Raw genomic sequence first — 22907 nt, 5'->3', positions numbered from 1 at the left:
CCTTCGACTCTTTGACTAAACCTCGTAGAGGTGACTAAGCCGCAACGCGGCGACTCTGTTTTTTCAGTTGCTCCGCAACTAAAAAACCAGCGCCTTCCCCTGATAAAAATCCAAAATCTTCGTTCTAAATACGAAATCATATTTAGATTGAACCAAACTCAAACGCGCGCGATCTAAATTCGTCTTTTGCAAATTATAACTCACGAAGTCAATCGTACCTGCACCAAAACGACTTTCAGCCGCTCGGAAAGATTCTTCTAAAGCAGAAACCTGCGAAAGTCCCGCCTCATATTTCATCGCTGCATTATTCAGATTCAGATATGCTTGCTCAATATTTTGACGTAAAGTCAAGCGAGCCCTTTCGGCCTCAATGGAAGCATTTTCTCGTTGCAAGCCTGCCTGTGCAATTCTAGTTCTGGAAGCAAATCGAGTGAAGATGGGGATATTTAATCCTACGGAAAGCACTTTGTTTTGGGTATTATTAATTTGATCAAAATACCCCAAGGTTAAAGCGTTCGATTGATTCGCAGACACACTTGCATTGAATGATAAAGTAGGTAGTGTTGCTGATTTTGCAACCGAAATTCCTTTTAAAGCACTCTGAACTCTAAGGTCGGCTGCCTTAACTAAAGGCTGAATCGTTAAAGCTTTAGTATATAATTCATCTAATCCCGTTTCATATCCTTTCGTATTAGGAACTGGAACCTGAATTCGTTGCAGCTCAATAGCTGAAATACTCGAATCGTTTAAAAGTTGTAATAAGGTTAATTTGTTAAGGTCTAAATTGCTATAAAAATTCACCACGTTAGACTCTTCATTCGCTAATTGCGCTTTTAAATCTAACAGATTAGAAGGGGCAAGCGAGCCCGCATTCACTAATTTTTCTGTGCGAGTAATCTGTAATTTCGTGATTTCTGTCTGCGATTTAGCAATACTTAATTGGTCTTCCGAATTCAATATGGCTAAATAAGCAAGCACAACTTGAAGCGAGATGTTTTCTCTAATAGAAGCCAAATCTTCTTGTGATGCCTTCAAGTTGTAATCATTCTGGAGAACGGTGTTGCGGATTTGGCCCCCATTAAAAAGAAGCATTCCCGCATTTAAACCTAGATTATTGTAATTAATGTTACGCGAATCGAATCCGTTCGTAAACGGGTTAATACTACGTCCAAAACTCGCCGACTGGTTGATATTCGCATTTAAATTAGGCAAAGCATTGTTTTTAGACTGCTGAAGCTGCAACTGGGCATTGCGCAAACTCACCTCAGAAGACTTCACATTTAGGTTGTGTTGTAACGCGATTTCAACCGCCTTAGAAAGTGATAATTGAACCACGCTTCCGTTCGCCTGGATAGCAGAAGCGTTTTGGGCTGAGGCCGATATTCCGCTGGCTAATAGTAAAGCAGAAAGGCTAAATATTTTTAAAGACATAAGGTCAACAATAAAATGTATGCAAAGGTAAACAATCCTCCGAATGTGGCTCCTGATTTTAGGATAAACGGCAAGGCTTCAGGATGAAACCCCATTTAAGGGATAACTTTAAACTTTTCCTTGGCCTCTTTTCGGGAGAACGCATTGAAGTGCCACCACTCATATTCGATAGCCGAAAATCCTGCTTTTTTCATCGCATTGCGCAAAATGAGTCGATTGTCGATCGCTTTTTGGCTTAACTTCCCTGCCTTTAATAACCTTGCCTCCTCTATCGGATAAGCCATTTCGCCAAAAAAATCATATTTCGTCCCCATCTCTAAGGGCTTCCCTTTCTCATCCGCCACCGTCAAATCAATCGCGCTTCCATAATTATGAATCGAATGCTCCTTAGGATCTGCCACATAGGTACGTCTTTTCGCTGGGGGATATTCTGTTAAGGTGTTCCAAAGTTCCCATTGCTTCGACAGCGGTCTCGCCGCATCATAAATCAGCAAATGATAACCTGGATGGGCTTTTTCCAAATTCTCCTGCGCCGTCTTCAACTTCGCAATCGTCTCCTTTTGCAAATAGGCGTGCGTCAAACAACCATACACATCCTTCCTCATAAAATTATCAGCTGTCGCATATTTTAGTTCGACCAAAATAGACGGAACCTGCTCTGTGACCTCTAATAGGCCCTGTTTCTGCATCGACAGCTCTGCCGCGCAAGTCGTTTTTTGTGCCTTCAGCGATAGGCTTAGTAGCAGGATTATTCCTGCTTTAGCGAATTGTCTCATAATTATGACGGAATTTTCCCTAAATTTAATCGTTTTTTACCTCTTCGAACCTATGGCTTTAAATTGGATTTGGTTTTTATTTTTCGGCGTCGCGTTCATTGTGGCCCTCATTCAATTCATCTTTTTCGGCAATACCGACATCTTTAAAGTCCTCGTCGACGGCATGTTTGACTCCGCGGAAGTAGCGGTGATGAAAGTCGCCCTTCCTTTAACCGGCGTGATGGCCTTTTTTATGGGTATTTTACAAGTGGGGGAGAAGGCCGGAGCGATCCATTTTCTGGCCCGCAAAATTCAACCCTTTTTCTCTCGTCTTTTTCCAGAAGTTCCTAAAGATCACCCCGTTCACGGCCAAATGATCATGAACTTCTCCGCCAATTTATTGGGCCTCGATAACGCAGCAACCCCCTTTGGCCTAAAAGCAATGCAGGGTTTACAGGATTTGAATCCGGTCAAAGAAACCGCCTCCAACGCCCAAATCATGTTCCTTGTTTTACACAGCGCGGGCCCCGTTTTAATCCCTCTTTCCATCATGGCCCAACGCGCCATTTATGGTGCTCAAGATGCCTCAGACGTCTTTATTCCCTGCCTTATGGCCACCTATGCGGCCACCATCACGGGTCTAATCTTCGTCTCGATCAAGCAAAAAATTCGCCTTTTCGACCCTGTCCTTTTCGGCTGGCTTTTCAGCATCACCGCCATACTGGCTGCTATCTTATGGTACTTCAGCAGCCTATCAAAAGAACAAATCGACATACAGTCCAAACTCTTCAGCAACGGCATACTTTTCACCTTGATTTTCTCCTTCATCGCCGCAGCCTTTTATAAGAAAGTAGACATATTCGGCTCCTTCGTCGAGGGCGCTAAAGGCGGTTTCGAAACCTCCGTCCGCATCATCCCCTACCTCGTGGGAATGCTCGTTGCCATTTCTTGCCTTCGCAATTCAGGTGTTTTAGGTTTTATCGTAGACGGAATGAAATATGCCGTAGACAGCATCGGAATCGATAATCGCTTCACCGACGCGATGCCTACCGCCCTTCTACACCCGGTTTCTGGTAGCGGCTCGCGTGCCATGATGATCGATACAATGAAGACCTTTGGCCCAGATTCCTTCGCCGGCCGACTAGCCTGCGTCTTCCAAGGCTCCGCCGAAACCGTCCTTTTCGTCATCGCCCTTTACTACGGCTCTGTCCAAGTACGCAATATTCGCTATACGCTTTGGGCGGGATTGGCGGCGGATTTAGTGGGGATTCTTACGGCGATTTTTGTGAGTTATCTTTTTTTTGGGTAGAAGTAAAGAATAGAGCTTAGTTTTAAAGCATAGAGCATAAAGCACAAAGAATAAAGATTGTATCAAATAGGCTTCGCCCATTTTGATGGGTTTAATAACATTTCATAAATGTATACCCGCAGGGTATTCCTCCTTTATTCTTTGTGCTTTTTTCTTTATTCTTTAGAATGATAAAATATAAATAAACAGATAGCTCCCCCGCAAAACTTTACCTAACCTTGTCATCAAATAACCACTAAGATGACAAAAAATCCAGCCCTTACTAAGTCTTTCGAATTTTCCTTAAAAATGGTCTCTCTATGCCGAAAACTGATTTATGAGAACAAAGAATTTGTATTAGGAAAACAATTACTACGATGCTCAACCTCAATAGGCGCGAATTTAGAAGAAGCCATTGGCGGGTTTTCTCGCAATGATTTCAAATACAAAATATCTCTTTCATATAAAGAAGCGAGGGAAACACATTATTGGATTAGGCTCCTAATGCGCTCACAAATTATCAATGATGAAGATGGAAATGAGGCTTTGAAGGACCTGGAGGAATTATTGAAAATATTAACGGCGACGCTGAAAACTCTAAATAAAGCATAGATTTAAAGAATAAAGCACAAAGCATAAAGAATAGAGGAGGTATAACCTTCGGTTATTCATAATTAAAATACTATTTCTAAAGTCATCAAAATAGGCTTCGCTCATTTTGATACAAACTTTATTCTTTGTGCTTTATGCTCTGTGCTTTCAGTTGCAGCACTAGCAGATAAATAAAGGCATTAGCCTTTATTTATCTGCTAGTGCTGCAACAAGTTCAAACCCCAAACTCTCTATTTTCAGCCGCACCTCGTGCTTATTCTTCAGCCCAACAATCTTCGCTACCTGGCCCGTTAGTGGCCCAGATTCGATGGTGATGTAGTCGCCTACTTTAGCGGTTTTTCCAACAGTTTCTACCTCCAGGTGATCGGATAGAAATTGTTTAATGGCAACAATATCCGAGTCTTGAATAACTGCGGGTTTATGGAGCCAGTAGACGAAGTTCACGACGCCTAGCGTTCGCCGAACGAGGCCGCTTTGTTTCTCCAGGTCAATGTTTACGAAGACGTAGGAGCGGAAAAGGACTTCTTCGACCCACTTTTTGCGGTCGGACCATTGTTTTTTGCGCTTGGTGGTAGGACAATAGGCTTCGATGCCCAGGTCTTCTAGACGCAAGGAGACTTTCTTCTCCATTCGGGATTTCGTGTAAATTGCGTACCAGGCCATGCTTATAAACGGGCGTCAGCCAAGTCTTTTGAGAGTATAGATTTTATGTCAAAAATGACTCCATTTTCGGCGCGCAGAGACGCAAAGGGGAGGTCTAAAAATTCGTTGTGAGCTACGGTCAAAACAATCGCCTGATAACTAGGGGCTAGTTTCGTGACTAGGTCAATGCCGTGCTCGTGTTTCACTTCGGCCGCGTTTGCCCAGGGGTCGTAGACGTCGACGTCCATGCCAAAGTCCACGAGTTCCTTGTAGATATCTACTACGCGGGAATTGCGGATGTCGGGGCAGTTTTCTTTGAAGGTGATGCCAAGCATGAGGGTTTTGGCGCCGCCGATTTTTTGGCCTTTATTAATCAACAGTTTGACTAATTTATTCGCCACGAAAATGCCCATGTTATCGTTCACGCGGCGACCCGAAAGGATTACCTGTGGATAATAACCGAGACTTTCGGACTTGTGCAATAAATAATAGGGGTCTACGCCGATGCAGTGGCCGCCCACTAGACCGGGTTTGAAATTCAAGAAATTCCACTTCGTTCCTGCGGCTTCTAATACCTCGGTGGTGTCGATGCCCATGCGGTCAAAAATCAAGGCCAATTCGTTTACAAACGAGATATTTACGTCGCGTTGGGCGTTTTCGATGGCCTTGCTCGCTTCGGCTACTTTCATCGAAGGCGCTTTGTGGGTACCTGCGGTGATGATGGAGCGGTAAAGTTGATCGACTTTTTCGGCAATTTCTGGCGTGGAGCCGGAGGTTACTTTTTTGATTTTGGTCAACGTGTTAACCTTATCGCCTGGGTTGATGCGCTCTGGCGAATAGCCACAGAAGAAATCTACATTAAACTTTAATCCAGAGAATTTTTCCAAAACAGGAACGCAATCTTCCTCCGTACAACCCGGATAAACAGTCGATTCGTAAATGACTAAATCGCCTTTCTTTAATGCCTTTCCAATCATCTCCGATGCCTTCAAAAGCGGACTTAAATCCGGTTTTTTGAAATGATCAATGGGGGTGGGTACGGTAACAATGAATGTATTGCAAGAATTTAAATCGGCAGCATTAGACGAAAAAGTCAAAGAAACCGACGCTTTTAATTGCTCCGCGGTCACCTCCTGCGTGCGGTCGAAACCTGATTTCAATTCCGCAATGCGGCTTGTGTCGATGTCAAATCCGAGTGTGGGGATTTTCTTGCCAAACTCTACCGCCAGCGGAAAACCCACATATCCTAAGCCTATTATGGCGATCCGTGTACTCATCTTATTTATTCGAGAATAATTTTACATCCGACAAAACCATATCTTTTACGAGCGCGGCTAAGTCATATTTCAGGGTCCAGCCTAGTTTTTCTTTGGCCTTCGTCGGATCCCCGATCAATAATTCCACCTCCGTCGGACGGAAATAGCGTGGGTCGATCGCGATGACTTCTTGCCCTACTTGCACTTGATAAGCGGGATTCGAGCAAGAAACCACCGTTCCTTTTTCGTTAATTCCTTCGCCCGTAAAGGCCACTTCAACACCTAATTCGGCGAAAGAAAGGCGGATAAACTCGCGCACGGTCGTCGTAACGCCGGTCGCAATGACGTAGTCTTCTGGTGTATCTTGTTGCAAAATCAACCACATCGCCTCGATGTAATCTTTCGCGTGGCCCCAATCGCGTTTCGCATCTAGGTTACCTAAGTGTATTTTTTGTTCTTGTCCTAAAGCGATTTGGGCAACACCGCGGGTGATTTTACGGGTCACAAAGGTCTCGCCACGAAGGGGAGATTCGTGGTTAAATAAAATCCCGTTAACCGCAAACATGCCGTAGGCTTCGCGGTAATTCACCGTGATCCAGTAGCCGTATAGCTTAGCGACGGCATAGGGAGAACGAGGGTAAAATGGGGTTGTTTCTGATTGCGGAACTTCCTGTACAAGACCGTAAAGTTCCGAAGTGGACGCTTGGTACACTTTGGTCTTTTTAACCAAACCAAGCAAGCGTATTGCCTCTAAAATGCGCAATGTTCCGATGCCGTCCACCTGCGCCGTATACTCGGGTTCGTCGAAGGAAACTTTCACGTGGGACATCGCCCCTAAATTGTATATTTCGTCTGGCTGAACTTCTTGAATGATGCGAATGATATTCGTAGAATCACTTAAATCGCCGTAATGCAAAATAAAAGAAGCCGAATCTACGTGCGGATCTTGGTATAAATGATCGATGCGGTCGGTGTTAATCAAAGAGCTTCTGCGCTTGATTCCGTGCACGATATAGCCCTTATTTAAAAGAAATTCCGCTAAATAAGCGCCATCTTGTCCTGTTACGCCCGTAATGAGAGCTACCTTTTTTCCTGTCGACATACGATTCATTAAGAAATCAAAATTACGCAAAAAACGGGCCTAACGCAATTTATTCGTATAGGGCCAAAATCGCCGCCTCATGTTTCGCGTAGATTGCCTTGCGCTTCAATTTCAATGTCGGCGTGATTTCTCCATAGCTCACCGTGAACAAACGCGGCAATAGAACGAATTTTTTCACTTGTTCGTATTTTGCCACCGAAGCCATGGTGTCTACTACCTCTTGATCCATTTTTTGTAGAACCTCCTTGTGTTTAATCAACGCCTCTGGGCCTTTGGCCTGAATGCCTTGCTGATCCGCCCACACTTGCAAAGCGTTAAATTCTGGAATAATCAGCGCCGACGGGAATTTTTGGCTTTCGCCCACCACCATACATTGCTCGATGAAAGCAGATTCTTTCAATTTGTTCTCTACTAGTTGCGGCGCCACGTATTTTCCGCCAGACGTTTTGAATATCTCCTTCTTTCGATCCGTAATCTTCAGATACTTGCCGTCCACCATCGTTCCGATGTCGCCCGTATGGAACCAGCCATCTTTATCAATCGCTTCCGCCGTAGCTTCTGGATTTTTATAATAACCCGACATCACTGAATCCCCTTTCACACAGATCTCCCCATCTTCCGCAATCTTTAATTCGATGCAGTCGATTAGGGATCCCACACAACCTACTTTAAAATCAACAGGCTTCACACGAGATACAGAAATTACCGGAGAGGTCTCCGTTAATCCATAACCTTCTGAAACTGGAATGCCGGCCGCCCAAAAAACGCGTGACAAACGAGGTTGCAAAGCAGCTGAGCCCGATGCGATCAAACGAACATTGCCGCCCAAAGCTTCTCTCCATTTACTGAAAATCACTTTTCGGTAGAACGCTAACTTTATCGAATCTAATAAGCCTAATTTTTCCATCGGATCGTATTTCAGACCAAATTCCAATGCGCCAAAGAATAGCGTCCGCTTGATGCCGGTAAGCTCATTTCCTTTGGCCAAAATCTTATCATATACTTTCTCCAGCAAACGCGGAACCGAAGCAAACATCGCCGGTTTTACCTCCCTAATGTTATCAGCGATCGTCTCCATGCTCTCCGCATAATAGACCGAAACGCCATAATACATATACATATAAATGTCCGTGCGCTCATAAATGTGGCACAAAGGCAAGAAACTTAAAGCACGATCGTTTGGCAATAAATCAAAGAAATTACCTCTCACTAAAGACTTCACATTGCTCACGATATTGTGGTGCGTTAACATTACGCCCTTAGGTCGACCCGTCGTACCAGATGTGTAAATCAAGGTTAATAAATCACTAGGCTGAACCGCATCCATCAATGGCTTTAGTTTAGCCACATCTTTTCCCTTTCCTAAATCTTTCACTGCAGTCCACCGTTCCACATCAGCCACCGGATCAAAGGTGTAAATTCCTTTTATTAATTTATTCCCTTTAGAGGCCTCCTTCACTTTCAAATACAATTCCTCATTTTCACAGAACACAAATTTCACCTCTGCATCCTTAAAAATGTAGTCATAATCTTCGATAGTGATGGTAGGATACATCGGAACGGTAACACCACCGATGAGTTGAACAGCAAAATCAACAAAATTCCAACCTGGACGATTGCCAGAAATGATAGCTACTTTCTCACCTGGCTTAATTCTAAGTTCAAGTAAACCTAGAGCAAGTGTTTGAATCGTTTCCAAAGTTTCGTCTACCGAATACTTCTTCCATTCATCATTCCGTTTTAGGCAAAACAGGTCTTCTTTTTTAAAAGTTTTATAAGCCTCTAATAAATCAAATACGCGGGTGAATTGTTGATGAACCATAAAATGAAGGGTTTAGAGCTAGCAATTTAGTGAATTGTATTAAATATAGTTCTTTTTGCACCTAAATTACTTATCCACCATTTATCCACATTGCGTATACCGTTTTGATCTTTTTTTATCTCAATAAGTATTCTTTAATCTTAAATATATCAAAAAAGCATTAAATCTCTTTTTTCAGCTTTAAAACTTATCCACACACATAAATTAAAAAAAGAAAAATATTTTAAAATCTCTTTTTTGTTTCTTCTTGTTGTTCTTTGTGGATAAGTGGATAACTCAAAATCGTGTTTGTAAGTCGTTGATATGACTACAATTTGAATAATCAAAAGGCATTGTGCTTGTGTGGATAAGTGTCTAACAACTTGTGGATAACCTTGGACTTATCCACATAAGGCTCAGTAGGCTAAAACTTATCCACAGTAGTAGGTAAAAATTGTGGATAGAATGTGGATAAAAATGGCACTTATCCACACACCTAGGGGGTGTTTATCCACAAGTCGGTTAATTGAAAATTAGCCTTTAATTTTATCCTTGTATCAAGGTAAAATATGGGTTCGGACTTTGTTTTCGTCTTGTAATTACCAATATCCCACTGCCCATTTTCGTTATTATCCACTATCGCCCTTAGCGTATAGATGCCGGGCTCTACGTTTTGGAAAGAACAAGGACCGCTTGATTTTTGTTCGTAAGCCTTTTCTAATTTGTCCCCCCTCAAAAGCTGGTAGATATAATGTCCAGGCTTGCGAATGCCCCCTTCAATGGTTCCTGTCTCCTCGGGATCTAATCGTTTAATCGCTTGCTTGTATTCATTCGTGGAATCTGCTTCTGGGCCTATGAAAGCTGTTTTATCAAGCGACAAGGTAAACTTTTCTTGCGCCGGCAAGTAGGCGCTTTTAATCGTTAATATGTTTTGGAGCTTGTTCCAGCTAAAAGCGTCATCAGGGAAGGTTAAGTCATCCTCGTTTTCGGTCAAAATGTGTATCTTTTTAGACACAAATTGCAAGACCGGTTTGGGGAAAATAATCAGAATAGAGTCTGTTGCAACGATATTGGTCCCGACTTTGGGAAAAATATCGAACCCCAAGGGAATATTGGAGGCCCTTTCCTTTTTGGCTAACTCTCTGAACTTTGCTTTCAGCTTTAACTGTATGGTTCGTCCGATAGAATCTGTTAATGCAGCCTCTATTCTTAAGGTGTCTGCCCTATTTAATTCCCCCACATAAAGGCGCAGGTTTCGGTTGTTTTCGATTTGGTATAAGGGCTTTTCCGCGGAAGAAAATGTTAAATCTGCCTGCTTAATTCCGCGCGAGAATTCATATAATATCGTTTTCGCGGTGGAAGTTGTTTTGCTTAATTTTAATACGTCCTGGTTCTGAAGCGCGATTTTAAAGTCGCGCGCTTCATTTTTACTCAGATCAATGAAGGGCTCTGTAATGAAGTCAACCGACTCTTTAGCAGAGTTATAAATCAAGTTATTGTTCGCGTCTTCAAAAGCCGCCATATAATATTTTCCTGCCGCTAAATTCTCTAAGGCGTATACTCCTGATGTATCGGTTCTAACGAAATAATAGGGCTTTGCTTTATCAATGCTTAAGGTGTCATTATAAGGATAAAGCCCCACTGTTATGTTGTCCGCCTTTTTATTTGTCTGTAAATGTTTCACGTTACCTTCAATTTTCAGCGAGTCGATCCTATTCGAGGTGCTGAAAACGAGTTTAATATTCTTGCCTTTATTGCGCTCTGCCACGTCTTCAATGGCATTTCTAAAATTGAAGGTATAGGTGGTATTGTCTTTAAGTGCGCTATCTAAAACGAGCGTTAAGCCAGTGGGGCGAATGCGTGTTTCATAATTACTGATAGAGGGGGTGATTAATAATTCTTGATTCAGGCTCTTTACGGTAATGTATTCGTTGAAATTTAATTCAATCTTTTTGCCTTTAAAATTCTTGCTTTTGTTAAGCGGTATAGAGGTAATTACGACGGGCGCCAGGGTATCTTTTTTACCACCCGGAGGCGAGGCCATTTGGGCGCAACTTTGTAAAAAGACCAAGCCGATTCCTAGGCTTAGGAAAATCGTTAAAAGACTGAATTTCAAGTAATTACGCATTTTTTGCCGATGTCTTTTCGAATATATATAAGTTACTAGAATAATTTGATTTGCCCAGCATTGCTGACAGGTTTGAAATTAGACCAATAAAGAACGAATGAAGCAAGCGTTTATTTCCTGATTTGTATTCGTTACTCAATAAAGAAATATAAAAGCTATCAAAAATTAACCCGTGACTCCTTATTAATGTAAATCCGTATTTCGCTGCTAAAGCCGAAATGGTTGCAGGCGTAAAGTGATAGATGTGTCGTGGAACATCGTAAGCCGCCCAGTGTTCCTTGAAATAATTTGCATCAAAACTGGCAGCGTTTGGTAGCGCTAATAAGAGTTTGCCATTCGGCGTTAGTCGATTCTTAAAGAATTCGAAATACGTGTCTATTTCATAGACGTGTTCTAAAACATGCCATAAGGTAATGACTTGAAATTGTCTTTCTGGTTCAATTTCTTTCAAAGATGGCGCAATAGGTAGGCCTGTTAGTTTGGCGGCCCTAGCAGCCGTTTCTGGATCTAATTCAAGACCAGTAATGTGCCAGCCTTTTTCTTTAGCCGTAGCGAGAAAGTGGCCGTTTCCACACCCAATGTCAAGCAATTCTTTAGTACCCTTTTTCTCCGATTCAATCCAATTTGTTTTCGACTGAAGCGTGAATTTGCGCACGGCATGGTAAAGCTTATTTACAATGCCCTCGTTTGTATCGCTGTGTGAAATATAGGCGCTAGCGTGGTAATAAGGACCAGCTTCGTTCGCTGCCGGACGCGGGTTAGTATAGATTAATTGACAAGAATCGCACGTGACAATGTGGAACATTTCGTTCGATACCGTATAATCTTTTGCCTTCAATTTCAAGGTTGAATGTGGTGATCCGCAAACGGGACAGTTTTGTATATTTTCCATTAGCGCCCCATGAATAAAAGTAAGATAGAAACATCAGATGCTGACACCCCGGAGATGCGGCTCGCCTGCCCGATAGTCTGTGGTAATATGGCTTTCAATTTGATGCGGGATTCTGTTGATAGCGTTTTAATTCTATCGTAATCAAAATTCGCTGGAATCGACAAGTCTTCCATCGATTTCATTTTGTCTACCATTAAGCGCTCCTTCTCAATATAGCTTTCGTACTTCACTAAGATTTCTACCTGTTTGCGTACCTCTTGAGAATAGTTTCTAACAAGGGGTTCGACGCTAGGGTGTGTGGCGATCCGATCAAATGATAAATCCGATCGTCTTAATAAATTCATGATGGGCGCACCCTCTTTCAAGGTCGCGCTTCCCTCCTGCTCTAGCCAATCGTTAACTTCGCTTGGCTTTACTTTCGTGTTTTTTATTTCTTCTGTCAAAGCTGCTACTTGTGCCTTCTTCTCTTGAAATTTATTCCAACGTTTTTCTGTTGCCAAACCTAACTGATACCCTTTCGCTGTTAGCCTTTCATCCGCATTGTCTTGTCTGAGCAGCGTTCTAAATTCTGCTCTAGAGGTGAACATGCGGTAGGGCTCGTCGGTTCCTTTATTAATTAAATCGTCGATCAATACACCGATGTAAGCATCCGAACGAGACAAGGTAAACGGATCTAATTCGTGTGTTTTTAGGTGGGCATTAATTCCAGCCATTAATCCCTGACAAGCCGCCTCTTCGTAACCTGTAGTTCCGTTGATTTGGCCGGCAAAGAATAAGCCACTCACCCGCTTCGTCTCTAAGGTCGAAGTCAGCTGGGTAGGCGGGAAATAATCGTATTCGATCGCATAACCCGGACGGAACATTTTTGCCTTTTCAAATCCTGGGATTAAACGAATGGCTTCAAATTGTATGTCTTCCGGCAAGGAAGTAGAGAACCCATTCACGTAAATTTCTACCGTGCTCCAGCCTTCTGGTTCCACAAAAATTTGGTGTGAATCCTTGTCTGCAAAGCGGTTGATTTTGTCTTCTACGGATGGACAATAACGAGGGCCTAAACCTTTAATTCTTCCGGCAAACATCGGCGAGCGATCAAAGCCTTTACGTAATACTTCGTGTACTTTCGTGTTCGTGTGCGTGATCCAGCAAGAGCGCTGTTCGGTCAAGGGGGTTTCCGTTAGGTAAGAAAAAGAGCTCGGATTTTCATCCCCCTTTTGTTCTTCCATTGCTGCGAAGTCTAGGCTTCTTCCGTCGACACGCGGTGGCGTTCCCGTCTTCATTCGACCCGATTCGAAACCGAGACCAATGAGTTGTTCAGTTAACCCGATGGCCATTGGTTCGGCCATTCTTCCTCCTCCAAAATTCTTCTCCCCTATATGAATCAATCCGTTTAAGAAAGTTCCATTCGTTAGTACGACTGTGCGCGCCGTAAATGTCATTCCCATACGGGTGATGACTCCTTTTATTTCGCCTTTTTCTACGATTAATTGTTGAACTGAATCTTGCCAAAAATCGACATTCAAATTCCCCTCCAATGCATTTCTCCACTCTTCCGCGAATCGCATTCGATCGGATTGACAGCGGGGCGACCACATCGCTGGGCCTTTGGAACGATTCAACATTCTGAATTGAATCATCGTCTTATCTGAGATGATTCCTGACATTCCACCTATTGCATCAATCTCTCTTACGATCTGACCTTTAGCCACGCCCCCCATCGCTGGGTTGCAGGACATTTGGGCAATCGTCTGCATATTCATGGTGATTAGCATAACGCGGGAACCCATCTGCGCTGCCGCATAAGCCGCTTCGCATCCTGCGTGTCCCGCACCCACCACAATTACATCGTATGAATTTAGCATAGCTATGAATGTTTCACGTGAAACATTTTAGTATTGATTAATGTAAAAATCTTCCTTCTCAGTCATTATTGCTTTGTCCTCTTTCTTCTTGTCCTTATAACCCAGTAGGTGTAATAATCCGTGTACCATAACGCGCTTAAGTTCTGTTTCTTTCGTCCCTAGCGTATCGCCATTTTCTTTTACTCGATCGATCGAAATAAAGATATCTCCTTCAATCCTTTTAGGGTCTTCGGAATTATCAAAAGTGACGATATCGGTTAGCGTATCGTGGTTTAAATATTCCTGGTTAATCTGTAATAAATAATCGTCAGAACAGAACACATAGGTCAATTCGAGGATATGCTTTCCCTCTTGTTTCGCTACTTCGTTTAACCAAGCTTTATGTTTTAACATCTCTTTTAAGGAGAATGTTATGTCTTCTGTGCAAAAATGAACCATGTGCGCGCTATTAAACCACGAATTTACGAAAAAGCATCCTCGAAATGCTCAATTTTAAAGGCTTGTGGATAAAAATTCACGGAAATGCTGTCAAAACGGATTTCTTGCCGCCATTTATGCTGGTATTGATAAGCGCAGGCGGCCCTGTTTAGCAGGCGAATTTTGTTTTGTGTAATCTTTTGTTCGGGATGTCCGTGGGTATTTCTACGCAAAGATTTGACCTCGAAGAAGACGAGAAGATTTCCTTTTCTTGCCACGATGTCAATCTCCGCTCGTTTGTATCGGTAGTTTCGCGCCTCGATGGTATAGGCGTTTTTAATCAAATAATCTACACTTATTTGTTCTCCTAATTTTCCCTGTATTATATGTTTTGCCATTATTGTATCTTTGTTTTAGGAAAGGTAGTCTCTCAGATTTGCAGATGCTATCAGCCTATTGATAATGAATGATGCAGAATAAAGAAGTCCAATTTGTTGATTTAAAACTGATAGAATACAAGTCTGCTTGGGATCTCCAGGAGACTTTGTTAAATCGCATAGCGACGGTTAAATTAGCGAATCGTGGACTAGATGATTCCTCGAAAAGCAGTACCACTAATTACCTTTTGTTCTGCGAGCACCCCCACGTATATACCCTAGGAAAGAGCGGAGACGAATCACATTTACTGTTACAAGAATCGTTTTTGTCCACCTTAGGCGCGACCTATTTTAAGACAAATCGCGGTGGAGATATTACTTACCATGGACCCGGGCAATTAGTGGGCTACCCTATTTTAGACTTAGAGAATTTCTACACAGACATTCACTTATATCTACGGATGTTAGAAGAGGCGATCATCAAGACTTGCGAAGGTTTTGGCTTAATAGCTGGGCGCATTGAAGGGCTGACGGGCGTATGGATAGACCCTTCTTCTGACAAAGCTCGCAAGATTTGTGCATTAGGGGTAAAAGCATCTCGTTGGATTAGTATGCACGGCTTTGCATTGAATGTAAATACGGATTTAACCTACTTCACACATATCGTTCCTTGCGGAATAGCCACTCGTGGAGTAACTTCATTTCAACAGGAATTGGGTCGAGAAATGGACTTACAAGTGGTTTCTGACATGGTCATGGAGCATCTAATTGACCTATTTAAAATGGAATTAGTGAATGTTTCACGTGAAACATTGAATGCATAAAGAATGGTACGTTCCACGTGGAACATGCGCCGAACGCAAGAAATGGATACTTTAAAAAACTTCAAGAACACCCTCTTCATAGACATCGAAACTTCGTCCGGAGTATCCGATTTTTCCCTTCTTTCGGATAAAATGAAAGAATTGTGGGTAAAAAAGGCGAAGAATATGGTTAATCCTGCTAATATCAGCTTAGAGGAAATGTATTTTGAAAAGGCGCCATTGTATGCAGAATTTGGAAAGATTATTGTCGTGGGAATGGGCTTTTTGTTCGTCAACAAACAGGGTGAGATGGCCTTAAAAGTGAAGACGATTGCACACGCGGACGAGAAATCGCTTCTCACGGAGTTCATTGCTTTCGTAAATAAGACCTATAAGTCCAGAGAATTAACCTTGGTGGCGCACAATGGCAAGGAATTTGACTTTCCCTATCTCTGTAGACGGATGTTAATTAATGGCTTAGAGATTCCCAAATCCTTGCAATTGCAGGGAAAGAAACCGTGGGAAATCATACACCAGGATACGATGGAGATGTGGAAATTTGGCGATAGAAGATCCTATTCTTCGCTTGAATTATTAGCGGAATTACTGGGAATTTCTGGGGCCAAAGCAGACCTCTCTGGAGACCAGGTGAATCGGGTTTTCTACAAAGAAAATGGATTAGCTAGGATAAATGAGTATTGCCTAGAAGATGTAATCGTAGTGGCGCAACTCTACCTTCGTTTTCACTTTTTAGATCTAGTTGCGCCAGAGAATATCGTCAAATTATAAAGTTTTTGCCGGGTTGCCGAATACGCGTTTCGATGCTGCTACATTCTCAATCACTACACTTCCCGCTCCTACTGTAGCGCCTTTTCCTACCTTCACACTTCCCACGATAGTGGAGTGAATGCCGATATAAACATTGTTCTCGATGATGGCTTCTTTTCCTATCACAGAGCCCGCTCCGATGGACGCGTAATCTGCGATTTGTGCTCCCGTTTCTATGATGGCTCCGGAGCCAATGATGACGTGATCCCCTAGTTTTGTTTCGGGTAATATTTGGGCGCCGCTACCTATGAAAACTCCGTAGGCTAGGCTTTTAACGTCTGCTATATTTGCCGTCGGGTGGATGGCATTTACCGGTTTTACTTCGCGTTCCTCTAAGATCAATTCGATCATTTTCTTCCGCTCAGTTGGGTTTTCTAGGGCGACGAATACGCCACAGTTTTTACCAATTAATTTGAAATAGGACTCATCATCTGCAGGCCCTAATACAGGGATCTCCCCAATACTCGTGTCTTTCTTTTTAGGATCATCGTCTAAGAAACCGTAGATAACGATGTCATTTTTTTCAAAAATATGTGCTGCTTCTAGGCCAAAGGGATTAACTCCAATAATTATTACGGGTAATGATGTCATTTAGGATTGTATTTTATGCGTGTAATCTGATAATTTAAAGCCGGGTTTTCCATCCTTTAATAGGATTAATTCGGTGTAATTCTCACCCAAAGTAATGCTTGAATCAGGGGACAAATGTAAGTCTTTCCCATCGATTTCCGTTAATCCGAAGAATGGCGACATGTCGCCAATGTTTTCTACCAACCAAGAGTAGTGAATTCTACCGTCTGTCATCGGTGTTTCTACGAGGTTAAACAAGACATCCGCGCGAACGGTTGAGCTTAAGGGAGCGTCTTTGATTTTGATATCTACGATGGCGCGCTCGTTAGTAGGCAAGGCTTCATATTCCTCAATGGATTCTGCAGAATAGCTTCCGTCGGCGATAGCACAGAATGCATCGAGTAATAAACAGGCGTTTAATTTGCGCAAGGAATGCTTTTCCAGATCCCATCCAGCTCCGCCAGATTCGAGTAAAACTAAGCCATATCCACGAGAGGAGAAGGTATCTCCAAAAGCTCTGGATTCATATTCGTCTGTCCATTTCGCAATTTTTCCTGGGATGACAGGTTGGATTTGGTGCAACATGCGTTGGCAGATTTGGCCTGCGCGCAAACGAGAGGGAGTCCAAGTCCCGCCCTCATCTCCTGTGGTGGCTAGGAAGGCGATATGGGTTTGTTCTGGGCTATTGCCTACCGAATACAATCGGTTTTGGTCGTGTAAATTGAAGGCGAAAGCAGGCTTGATTTCGTCTGCCCAAGTAGATAAAATGCGCGCTTCTATAGAGTTTTGTTTCGTCGCATCGCGGTTCATGTCGATGCCTAGAGCGGTTTCGCGTTGCCACCGTTCGGCACCATCTGCATTTAAGCGAGGAATGATGCGTAAGGTAATTTTTTGATGCAATTTTTGCTTAATATCCTGGGCTAACTCCCCAGAAGAGGATAATAAACGAAAAATATCAGCCAAAGCGAGGGTGGCTGTAGCTTCGTCTCCGTGCATTTGGGACCAAGCAATGACTTGGATAGGTCCTTCACCCCATTTTACCTCGTGTATGGGTCTTCTCTCTTCTGTTTTACCTAGTTCGCGGACATCGAAATGTGAAGACCATTCTGCTATTAATTCTTGCCAAAGGTCAGCAGAAAAACTGCGTTTCGTCAGGCGATTTTCGCGGAAGGTATCGTAGTGTTCGAAGGCTTTTGCAAACAGTAGTGACATTTAGTAGATAGGTTTAGGCAAGTAGTCTGCCCAGGTTTGAGATGTAAAGATTCCTTTTTTTCCTGAGCCGAACAAGACTATTAGTGTAATGATGAAATAACAGAACCAGGCCGAGGGCCCAAAAAGCTCTACTCCGAGGAGGGTGGCGGCTAGCGGGGTTTTGGCAAGACCTCCATATAAACTCACGAATCCGATACCTGTCGATAAACCTAAAGGCAAAGCGAGCCATGATGCAAAACCGGAGGCCGCATGAGAGCCAATCAAAAACAGGGGCGTCGCTTCTCCCCCTTTAAATCCCATACCTAAACTTAAGTTCGTGGCGACTAATTTCCAAAGGGCAAAGTCCGGCGCGACCTGATCGAATGGTCGAAGTAAAAATTCTGAACCGAGTCCAAGAGTTTCGTGAAACACCGGGATGCTTAAGACGCCGAACAAAATCAAGCCCGCGAGAATCCCTTTTAGCGGACCCCGTACGGGTAATTTGTCGAACGTAGAAATTATAATCGATTCTGAGCGCTTATAGAGAAAGGCAATTAGGGCTAAAAACAGGCCCAAGAGCGCTAATTTCGCACAAAACGAAGCTGAAAATGCAGGTAAATTTATACTAGGGTAAGATAGATGTTTTGTTCCGTACACGTGGAGACTTACATAATTGGCAGAAAAAGCCGCAAAAAGGCAGGCGGGGATATGGCGAAAATTAATTTTCCCAACCTCCCCCACTTCGAGCGCAAAAAATGCTCCGGCTAGCGGAGTTCCGAAAACGGAAGCGAATCCGGCGGCCATGCCGGCTTTAGGAAAAAGGTCTTTTGGGAAAATGGACGACCCCGAAATTTTCTCCCCTAAGACTCGACCCATAGTGACCGCGACTCCTTCTCGTCCCACCGACGCTCCGGCCAGGTGACTAAGCCAAGAGGCGGGGATGATGAGGTAGGCGGGGAAGGGGAAAATTGCGAACACGAAACCTAAAAGCGGTAAGGCATATAAATAGGATCCATTTTGCTGAATCCAGTCTAGGCCGGCTAAAAATAGGGATGAAAGGCTCCCTGTGGCAAAGGAGAGGGCGACCAATAGGCCTAGATTCATCAGAAATGCCTTAATTCGAGCCAAAACTATCGTATTTTTGTTTCAAAGGTAAGAATTATATTTTCCCTACCTTTGCAAATCTACTACAATGCCGAATCCAATGGATGAATTTTTAAGTTTGGGATTAAATCCACAGCTACAGCGCGCTTGCACGGAGGTGGGTTATACAAAACCGACGCCCATTCAGGAGAAGGCGATTCCGCTGTTATTGCAAGGCCACGATTTATTGGGAATTGCGCAAACGGGTACCGGGAAGACCGCTGCCTATGCTTTGCCCATTTTGATGCGCTGTAAATATGCGCAGGGAAAGAATCCGCGCGCCTTGATTTTAGCACCCACTCGCGAGCTGGTGATGCAAATTCACACGGTCATGATTGGTTTAGCGCAGTTTACGGACTTGCGAATTTTGGCATTATACGGAGGATTAGGGCCAAAGCCCCAGATCCAAGCGCTCGAGGAAGGCATCGACATCCTCGTTTCTACGCCGGGTCGATTCTTAGAATTGTACCGCAAGGACGTGATCGTGGTGAAGGAATTGAAATTTTTGATTTTAGACGAAGCAGATAAGATGATGGATATGGGCTTTATGCCTCAGATTCGTCAGATTTTGGAAAAAATACCTTACAAAAAAAGGATGAACGGCTTGTTCTCCGCCACCTTCCCTGAGAAGGTGGAGAACCTGTCCCACGAGTTTTTAGAGTTTCCGATGAAGATCGAAATCACTCCGCAGGCCACGCCGGCGAGCCAGGTGACGCAATCTGTTTACGAGGCACCGAACTTATTAACGAAGCTTCATGCCCTCGCTTACTTTATGCAAAACCCTGATTTTCATCGGGTTATGGTATTTTGTCGTTCGAAAGATGCGGCGAATGACGTGGAGAAATGGTTATTAAAGACTTTGTCAAAAGACCAAGTTCGTGTGATTCACTCGAACAAAGGTCAAAACACGCGTATCAACGCGATGGCCCAATTCCGCGAAGGAAATGTCCGCGTTTTAGTGACGACGGATGTGGCGGCTCGCGGAATCGATATTCCGAAAGTTTCTCACGTGATTAACTTTGATGTGCCCTTGATTTACGAGGATTATGTCCACCGAATCGGCCGCACGGGTCGCGCTGAGGAGATAGGCGAGTCGATTACCTTTATTACGTTAGCGGAGAGTTACCACTGGACGAAAATCGAGGAAATCATTCAGCAGAAGATCGAAATCGAGCAGTTGCCAGAGGGAATCAAGATCGAAGAAACGCCGTTTTTAGAGCAACAAGATATGTTACGCGCGGTCGATGACCAGCGCAAACGCGAGGATCCGGACTTTAAGGGGGCGTTCCACGATAAGAAATGGGTGATTAAGGCCAAAGCATCCGGCAAAAAAGTCCCTCAGAAAAAAGCTGTAACTAAGGCTGGACCGAAAGGTGGCGCCGTTCAAGGACCTAAGCCCATCGTCCGCAATAATCGCCCTGGAAAGAATGCAAAATTCCGTCCGGGCGCTGCGTCCATTAAAAAGAAACGTTAGTTTTGTGTATATGAAAAGAGTTCTGTTATTGTGTTTGATGTCGTTTGCTGCGTTTTCGCAGACAAAGCCCGTGGCAGGTACCGCGGCGGCGGCACCTGTAAAACCGGTTCGCGCAGCGAAGTACGAAGTATTGTATGGTTCGAAGCCGCTATCTAAGGTCGACCAAAAAGAATTAAATGAGTTCGTGGCGAGCTGTGATGCGTCTTTTGGCTCGAGGGCCGAGGCGGTTACTTTTTTTGCAGAGCGCGCTTGGGAATATTTGGCGTCCGCTCGTTTAGACACCGCGACTTATCGCTTTAATTTGATTAGTGCTTTGGATCCCAATAGCGTCGATGCTTTTTGGGGACTAGGAGTTATTTCCTACCAAAGAGGCGACAACGATCTAGCTATTCGCTTGTTAAACAAGGGATTAGAGTTAGATTCAACCGTGACGATGATGCGCGTGGATTACGCGATTGTGAAGTTGGATTGTTATCAGAAGGGGATTGATTGCGGGACTTTGGACGAAGTAGAAACGGAATTAGTGCATGCATTGCAACAAGATCCGAAGAATGCGAGTGCCTGGATGAAACGCTGTCAGGTCGCCTATTACAAGGAAAAATATGAGTTAGCGTGGACCTACTTCCACGAAGCTCGCGTGGCTGATATTTTGCAACTGGACCTGAATTTTGGGTCGCTTTTAGAAGCCAAAATGCCAGACCCTAAAGGGATATTTAAATAGTGTAGCGATGGGTATTCGTTCCTTTTTTGCCAAACCACTAGCGGCTCGCGTCGTTAAAAAGTACCGCTTAAGCCAACAGCAGGTCTTTGAGCGCCAAGACTTTTGGTTGAAGCAGATGGTAGCGAAGGCAGAGAAGACGCTTTTTGGAAGAGGCCACTCGTTCTCCAAAATCAAGAACTACCTCGACTACCGCTCTAACGTACCCATCTTCGAATACGAAGACATTAAGCCCTATATCGATGAGGTAGTTTCGGGAAAAGAAGACATTCTTTGGCCTGGAAAACCAGCCTATTTTGCCAAAACTTCCGGCACCACCTCCGGCGTCAAATACATTCCCATCTCATCTGATTCCATGCCATTTCACATTACCGCAGCGCGGGATGCCTTATTGCATTATGTGTATTACAGCGGGAATGCTTCGTTTTTAGACCGTAAATTGATCTTTTTAAGTGGCTCCCCGGAGATGACCGAAACCAACGGTGTGCCTACGGGCCGCCTTTCTGGGATTGTGAATCACCACGTTCCAAGTTATTTACGCGGCAATCAGATGCCATCGTACCAGACGAATTGTATCGAAGACTGGGAGCAAAAGCTCGAGGCCATTGTACAGGAGACGATTTCGAAGCGGATGGGTTTGATTTCCGGGATTCCGCCTTGGGTGCAGATGTATTTTGATCGTTTGGAAGAGTTATCCGGCCAAAAAATAGGCGACCTTTTCCCCGATTTCCAAGTTTTCGTGACCGGTGGCGTAAACTTCGAACCCTACCGCGAGAAAATAATGGCCTCGATTGGCCGAGAAATTGACGTGGTGGAGACATATCCCGCCTCGGAGGGGTTCATTGCATTCGACGACTCTTCGGGCGAACGAGGGCTTTTATTGAACGTAGACGGCGGGATTTTCTTTGAGTTTGTTCCTACAGATACGTATTTCGGCGCCAATCCAGAGCGCCTAAGCCTCACAGAGGTTTCCCTGGGGGTAAATTATGCCATATTGTTGACGACGAATGCCGGCCTTTGGTCCTATTCCATCGGCGATACCGTGAAGTTTGTTTCACTTAACCCGTACCGCATTGTGGTGACGGGTCGAATCAAGCACTTCATTTCGGCTTTTGGCGAACACGTGATTGCCGAAGAGGTGGAGAAAGCTTTCGCTGCTGCGCTTGTCGCCTGCCCTGAAGCGCGTGTTGTTGAGTTTACTGTCGCGCCGCAGGTTTCTCCTGCGACTGGTTTGCCTTACCACGAGTGGCTTATGGAGTTTTCATCGTCGCCTTCGTCATTATCTGCTTTTCAAGAAGCTTTAGATGCTTCGATGTGCTCGCAAAATATCTATTACCGAGATCTGATTTCGGGTTCGATCTTGCGTCCTTTAGTCTTGACTCCTTTGCCTTCGGGAGCTTTTATCTCGTATATGAAGTCCCAGGGTAAATTAGGGGGCCAAAACAAAGTTCCCCGCCTCTCGAATGACCGGGTGCTTGCGGAGGGCGTCCTGCGGACTTAGTCGCGCGTCGCTTCGCGACTAGTCGGCGTTTCACGCCTTAGTCAAAGAGTCGCCTACGGCTTAGTCATCGCTTTGCGATTTAGTCGGAGGATTTACTTTGATATTTGCTCTTTGAATCT

At 44.0% G+C, this 22907-nt stretch carries 21 protein-coding genes; 7 read left to right on the top strand and 14 right to left on the bottom strand.

Annotated features, from left to right (window positions below; translation table 11 throughout):
* Positions 1-78: 78 nt before the first annotated feature.
* Both ACST13_RS04405 and ACST13_RS04400 read right to left on the bottom strand, forming a co-directional pair.
* The gene (locus tag ACST13_RS04405; RefSeq protein WP_459522012.1) at positions 79-1431 is read right to left on the bottom strand and encodes a TolC family protein; all 1353 of its coding nucleotides are present in this window, start codon (positions 1429-1431) and stop codon (positions 79-81) included.
* Positions 1432-1526: 95 nt separating this feature from the next.
* Positions 1527-2207 (bottom strand): M15 family metallopeptidase, encoded by a 681-nt coding sequence (locus tag ACST13_RS04400; protein ID WP_459522011.1) that lies wholly within the window; start codon positions 2205-2207, stop codon positions 1527-1529.
* A gap of 52 nt (positions 2208-2259) precedes the next feature.
* Between ACST13_RS04400 and ACST13_RS04395 the strand changes: the two genes are divergently transcribed.
* Positions 2260-3495 carry a nucleoside recognition domain-containing protein gene (locus ACST13_RS04395; RefSeq protein WP_459522135.1) on the top strand — a complete coding sequence of 412 codons (1236 nt, stop codon included), beginning with the start codon at positions 2260-2262 and terminating at the stop codon, positions 3493-3495.
* Positions 3496-3735: 240 nt separating this feature from the next.
* Positions 3736-4086, top strand: a complete 351-nt coding sequence (locus tag ACST13_RS04390) for a four helix bundle protein (RefSeq protein ID WP_459522010.1) — start codon at positions 3736-3738, stop codon at positions 4084-4086.
* 186 nt (positions 4087-4272) lie between these two features.
* On the opposite strand, the gene ACST13_RS04385 is transcribed toward ACST13_RS04390, so the two are convergent.
* The 9 genes from ACST13_RS04385 to ACST13_RS04345 form a co-directional block, all read right to left on the bottom strand.
* Positions 4273-4749, bottom strand: coding sequence for a UpxY family transcription antiterminator (locus tag ACST13_RS04385; protein ID WP_459462751.1), 477 nt, complete (start codon positions 4747-4749; stop codon positions 4273-4275).
* A 2-nt stretch (positions 4750-4751) separates the two neighbouring features.
* Positions 4752-6005: a nucleotide sugar dehydrogenase gene (locus ACST13_RS04380; RefSeq protein ID WP_459522009.1), complete on the bottom strand. Its 1254-nt coding sequence runs from the start codon at positions 6003-6005 to the stop codon at positions 4752-4754.
* A gap of 1 nt (position 6006) precedes the next feature.
* The gene (gene gmd / locus ACST13_RS04375) at positions 6007-7086 is read right to left on the bottom strand and encodes a GDP-mannose 4,6-dehydratase (protein ID WP_459522008.1); all 1080 of its coding nucleotides are present in this window, start codon (positions 7084-7086) and stop codon (positions 6007-6009) included.
* 49 nt (positions 7087-7135) lie between these two features.
* Positions 7136-8908, bottom strand: a complete 1773-nt coding sequence (locus tag ACST13_RS04370) for an AMP-dependent synthetase/ligase (protein ID WP_459522007.1) — start codon at positions 8906-8908, stop codon at positions 7136-7138.
* Between the two features lie 475 nt (positions 8909-9383).
* A complete protein-coding gene (locus ACST13_RS04365; RefSeq protein WP_459522006.1) occupies positions 9384-11015 on the bottom strand; it encodes an Ig-like domain-containing domain in 1632 nt (543 codons plus the stop codon).
* Entirely contained in the window at positions 11008-11907 is a 900-nt protein-coding gene (locus tag ACST13_RS04360) for a class I SAM-dependent methyltransferase (RefSeq protein ID WP_459522005.1), read from the bottom strand. Before ACST13_RS04360 ends, ACST13_RS04365 begins: the two co-directional genes overlap by 8 nt.
* The gene (mnmG, locus tag ACST13_RS04355; RefSeq protein WP_459522004.1) at positions 11907-13766 is read right to left on the bottom strand and encodes a tRNA uridine-5-carboxymethylaminomethyl(34) synthesis enzyme MnmG; all 1860 of its coding nucleotides are present in this window, start codon (positions 13764-13766) and stop codon (positions 11907-11909) included. The genes ACST13_RS04360 and mnmG overlap by 1 nt, the downstream gene beginning before the upstream one ends.
* A gap of 27 nt (positions 13767-13793) precedes the next feature.
* Complete coding sequence (gene ybeY, locus ACST13_RS04350; protein ID WP_459522003.1) at positions 13794-14204, bottom strand: rRNA maturation RNase YbeY; 411 nt, start codon at positions 14202-14204, stop codon at positions 13794-13796.
* A gap of 23 nt (positions 14205-14227) precedes the next feature.
* Positions 14228-14581, bottom strand: coding sequence for a YraN family protein (locus ACST13_RS04345; RefSeq protein WP_459522002.1), 354 nt, complete (start codon positions 14579-14581; stop codon positions 14228-14230).
* A gap of 68 nt (positions 14582-14649) precedes the next feature.
* Here ACST13_RS04345 and lipB point away from each other — a divergent pair, with 68 nt between their 5' ends.
* Together lipB and ACST13_RS04335 are read left to right on the top strand one after the other, a co-directional pair.
* The gene (lipB, locus tag ACST13_RS04340; protein ID WP_459522001.1) at positions 14650-15384 is read left to right on the top strand and encodes a lipoyl(octanoyl) transferase LipB; all 735 of its coding nucleotides are present in this window, start codon (positions 14650-14652) and stop codon (positions 15382-15384) included.
* Positions 15385-15387: 3 nt separating this feature from the next.
* The gene (locus ACST13_RS04335) at positions 15388-16152 is read left to right on the top strand and encodes a ribonuclease H-like domain-containing protein (RefSeq protein ID WP_459522000.1); all 765 of its coding nucleotides are present in this window, start codon (positions 15388-15390) and stop codon (positions 16150-16152) included.
* Here ACST13_RS04335 and ACST13_RS04330 read toward each other — a convergent pair.
* Genes ACST13_RS04330 through ACST13_RS04320 form a run of 3 tightly spaced genes read right to left on the bottom strand, consistent with a single transcriptional unit; the run spans position 16147 to position 19056 of the window.
* The gene (locus ACST13_RS04330) at positions 16147-16782 is read right to left on the bottom strand and encodes a NeuD/PglB/VioB family sugar acetyltransferase (RefSeq protein WP_459521999.1); all 636 of its coding nucleotides are present in this window, start codon (positions 16780-16782) and stop codon (positions 16147-16149) included. The genes ACST13_RS04335 and ACST13_RS04330 overlap by 6 nt on opposite strands.
* On the bottom strand, positions 16783-17973 hold the full coding sequence (locus tag ACST13_RS04325) for a M14 family zinc carboxypeptidase (RefSeq protein ID WP_459521998.1): 1191 nt from the start codon (positions 17971-17973) through the stop codon (positions 16783-16785).
* Positions 17974-19056 (bottom strand): chloride channel protein, encoded by a 1083-nt coding sequence (locus ACST13_RS04320; protein ID WP_459521997.1) that lies wholly within the window; start codon positions 19054-19056, stop codon positions 17974-17976.
* 88 nt (positions 19057-19144) lie between these two features.
* Here ACST13_RS04320 and ACST13_RS04315 point away from each other — a divergent pair, with 88 nt between their 5' ends.
* The 3 genes from ACST13_RS04315 to ACST13_RS04305 are packed head-to-tail and all read left to right on the top strand — an operon-like array spanning position 19145 to position 22788.
* Positions 19145-20569 carry a DEAD/DEAH box helicase gene (locus tag ACST13_RS04315; protein ID WP_459521996.1) on the top strand — a complete coding sequence of 475 codons (1425 nt, stop codon included), beginning with the start codon at positions 19145-19147 and terminating at the stop codon, positions 20567-20569.
* 10 nt (positions 20570-20579) lie between these two features.
* Positions 20580-21290: a tetratricopeptide repeat protein gene (locus tag ACST13_RS04310; protein WP_459521995.1), complete on the top strand. Its 711-nt coding sequence runs from the start codon at positions 20580-20582 to the stop codon at positions 21288-21290.
* Positions 21291-21297: 7 nt separating this feature from the next.
* Positions 21298-22788 carry a GH3 auxin-responsive promoter family protein gene (locus tag ACST13_RS04305; protein WP_459521994.1) on the top strand — a complete coding sequence of 497 codons (1491 nt, stop codon included), beginning with the start codon at positions 21298-21300 and terminating at the stop codon, positions 22786-22788.
* Positions 22789-22907 lie beyond the last annotated feature (119 nt).

The sequence above is a fragment of the Aquirufa sp. A-Brett2-W8 genome (genome assembly GCF_054558755.1).
This window is presented reverse-complemented; position numbering and strand designations above follow the sequence as displayed.

Excerpts from the sequence above, each read along its gene's own strand:
- ACST13_RS04315 (WP_459521996.1), top strand. The coding sequence starts at position 19,145 with ATGCCGAATCCAATGGATGAATTTTTAAGTTTGGGATTAAATCCACAG.
- ACST13_RS04360 (WP_459522005.1), bottom strand. The coding sequence starts at position 11,907 with ATGGAAAATATACAAAACTGTCCCGTTTGCGGATCACCACATTCAACC.
- ACST13_RS04305 (WP_459521994.1), top strand. The coding sequence starts at position 21,298 with ATGGGTATTCGTTCCTTTTTTGCCAAACCACTAGCGGCTCGCGTCGTT.
- ACST13_RS04320 (WP_459521997.1), bottom strand. The coding sequence starts at position 19,056 with ATGAATCTAGGCCTATTGGTCGCCCTCTCCTTTGCCACAGGGAGCCTT.
- ACST13_RS04345 (WP_459522002.1), bottom strand. The coding sequence starts at position 14,581 with ATGGCAAAACATATAATACAGGGAAAATTAGGAGAACAAATAAGTGTA.
- ACST13_RS04405 (WP_459522012.1), bottom strand. The coding sequence starts at position 1,431 with ATGTCTTTAAAAATATTTAGCCTTTCTGCTTTACTATTAGCCAGCGGA.
- ACST13_RS04370 (WP_459522007.1), bottom strand. The coding sequence starts at position 8,908 with ATGGTTCATCAACAATTCACCCGCGTATTTGATTTATTAGAGGCTTAT.
- ACST13_RS04390 (WP_459522010.1), top strand. The coding sequence starts at position 3,736 with ATGACAAAAAATCCAGCCCTTACTAAGTCTTTCGAATTTTCCTTAAAA.
- ACST13_RS04310 (WP_459521995.1), top strand. The coding sequence starts at position 20,580 with ATGAAAAGAGTTCTGTTATTGTGTTTGATGTCGTTTGCTGCGTTTTCG.
- ACST13_RS04400 (WP_459522011.1), bottom strand. The coding sequence starts at position 2,207 with ATGAGACAATTCGCTAAAGCAGGAATAATCCTGCTACTAAGCCTATCG.
- ACST13_RS04365 (WP_459522006.1), bottom strand. The coding sequence starts at position 11,015 with ATGCGTAATTACTTGAAATTCAGTCTTTTAACGATTTTCCTAAGCCTA.
- lipB (WP_459522001.1), top strand. The coding sequence starts at position 14,650 with ATGATGCAGAATAAAGAAGTCCAATTTGTTGATTTAAAACTGATAGAA.
- ACST13_RS04325 (WP_459521998.1), bottom strand. The coding sequence starts at position 17,973 with ATGTCACTACTGTTTGCAAAAGCCTTCGAACACTACGATACCTTCCGC.
- mnmG (WP_459522004.1), bottom strand. The coding sequence starts at position 13,766 with ATGCTAAATTCATACGATGTAATTGTGGTGGGTGCGGGACACGCAGGA.
- ACST13_RS04335 (WP_459522000.1), top strand. The coding sequence starts at position 15,388 with ATGGTACGTTCCACGTGGAACATGCGCCGAACGCAAGAAATGGATACT.
- ACST13_RS04330 (WP_459521999.1), bottom strand. The coding sequence starts at position 16,782 with ATGACATCATTACCCGTAATAATTATTGGAGTTAATCCCTTTGGCCTA.
- ACST13_RS04380 (WP_459522009.1), bottom strand. The coding sequence starts at position 6,005 with ATGAGTACACGGATCGCCATAATAGGCTTAGGATATGTGGGTTTTCCG.
- ybeY (WP_459522003.1), bottom strand. The coding sequence starts at position 14,204 with ATGGTTCATTTTTGCACAGAAGACATAACATTCTCCTTAAAAGAGATG.
- gmd (WP_459522008.1), bottom strand. The coding sequence starts at position 7,086 with ATGTCGACAGGAAAAAAGGTAGCTCTCATTACGGGCGTAACAGGACAA.
- ACST13_RS04395 (WP_459522135.1), top strand. The coding sequence starts at position 2,260 with ATGGCTTTAAATTGGATTTGGTTTTTATTTTTCGGCGTCGCGTTCATT.
- ACST13_RS04385 (WP_459462751.1), bottom strand. The coding sequence starts at position 4,749 with ATGGCCTGGTACGCAATTTACACGAAATCCCGAATGGAGAAGAAAGTC.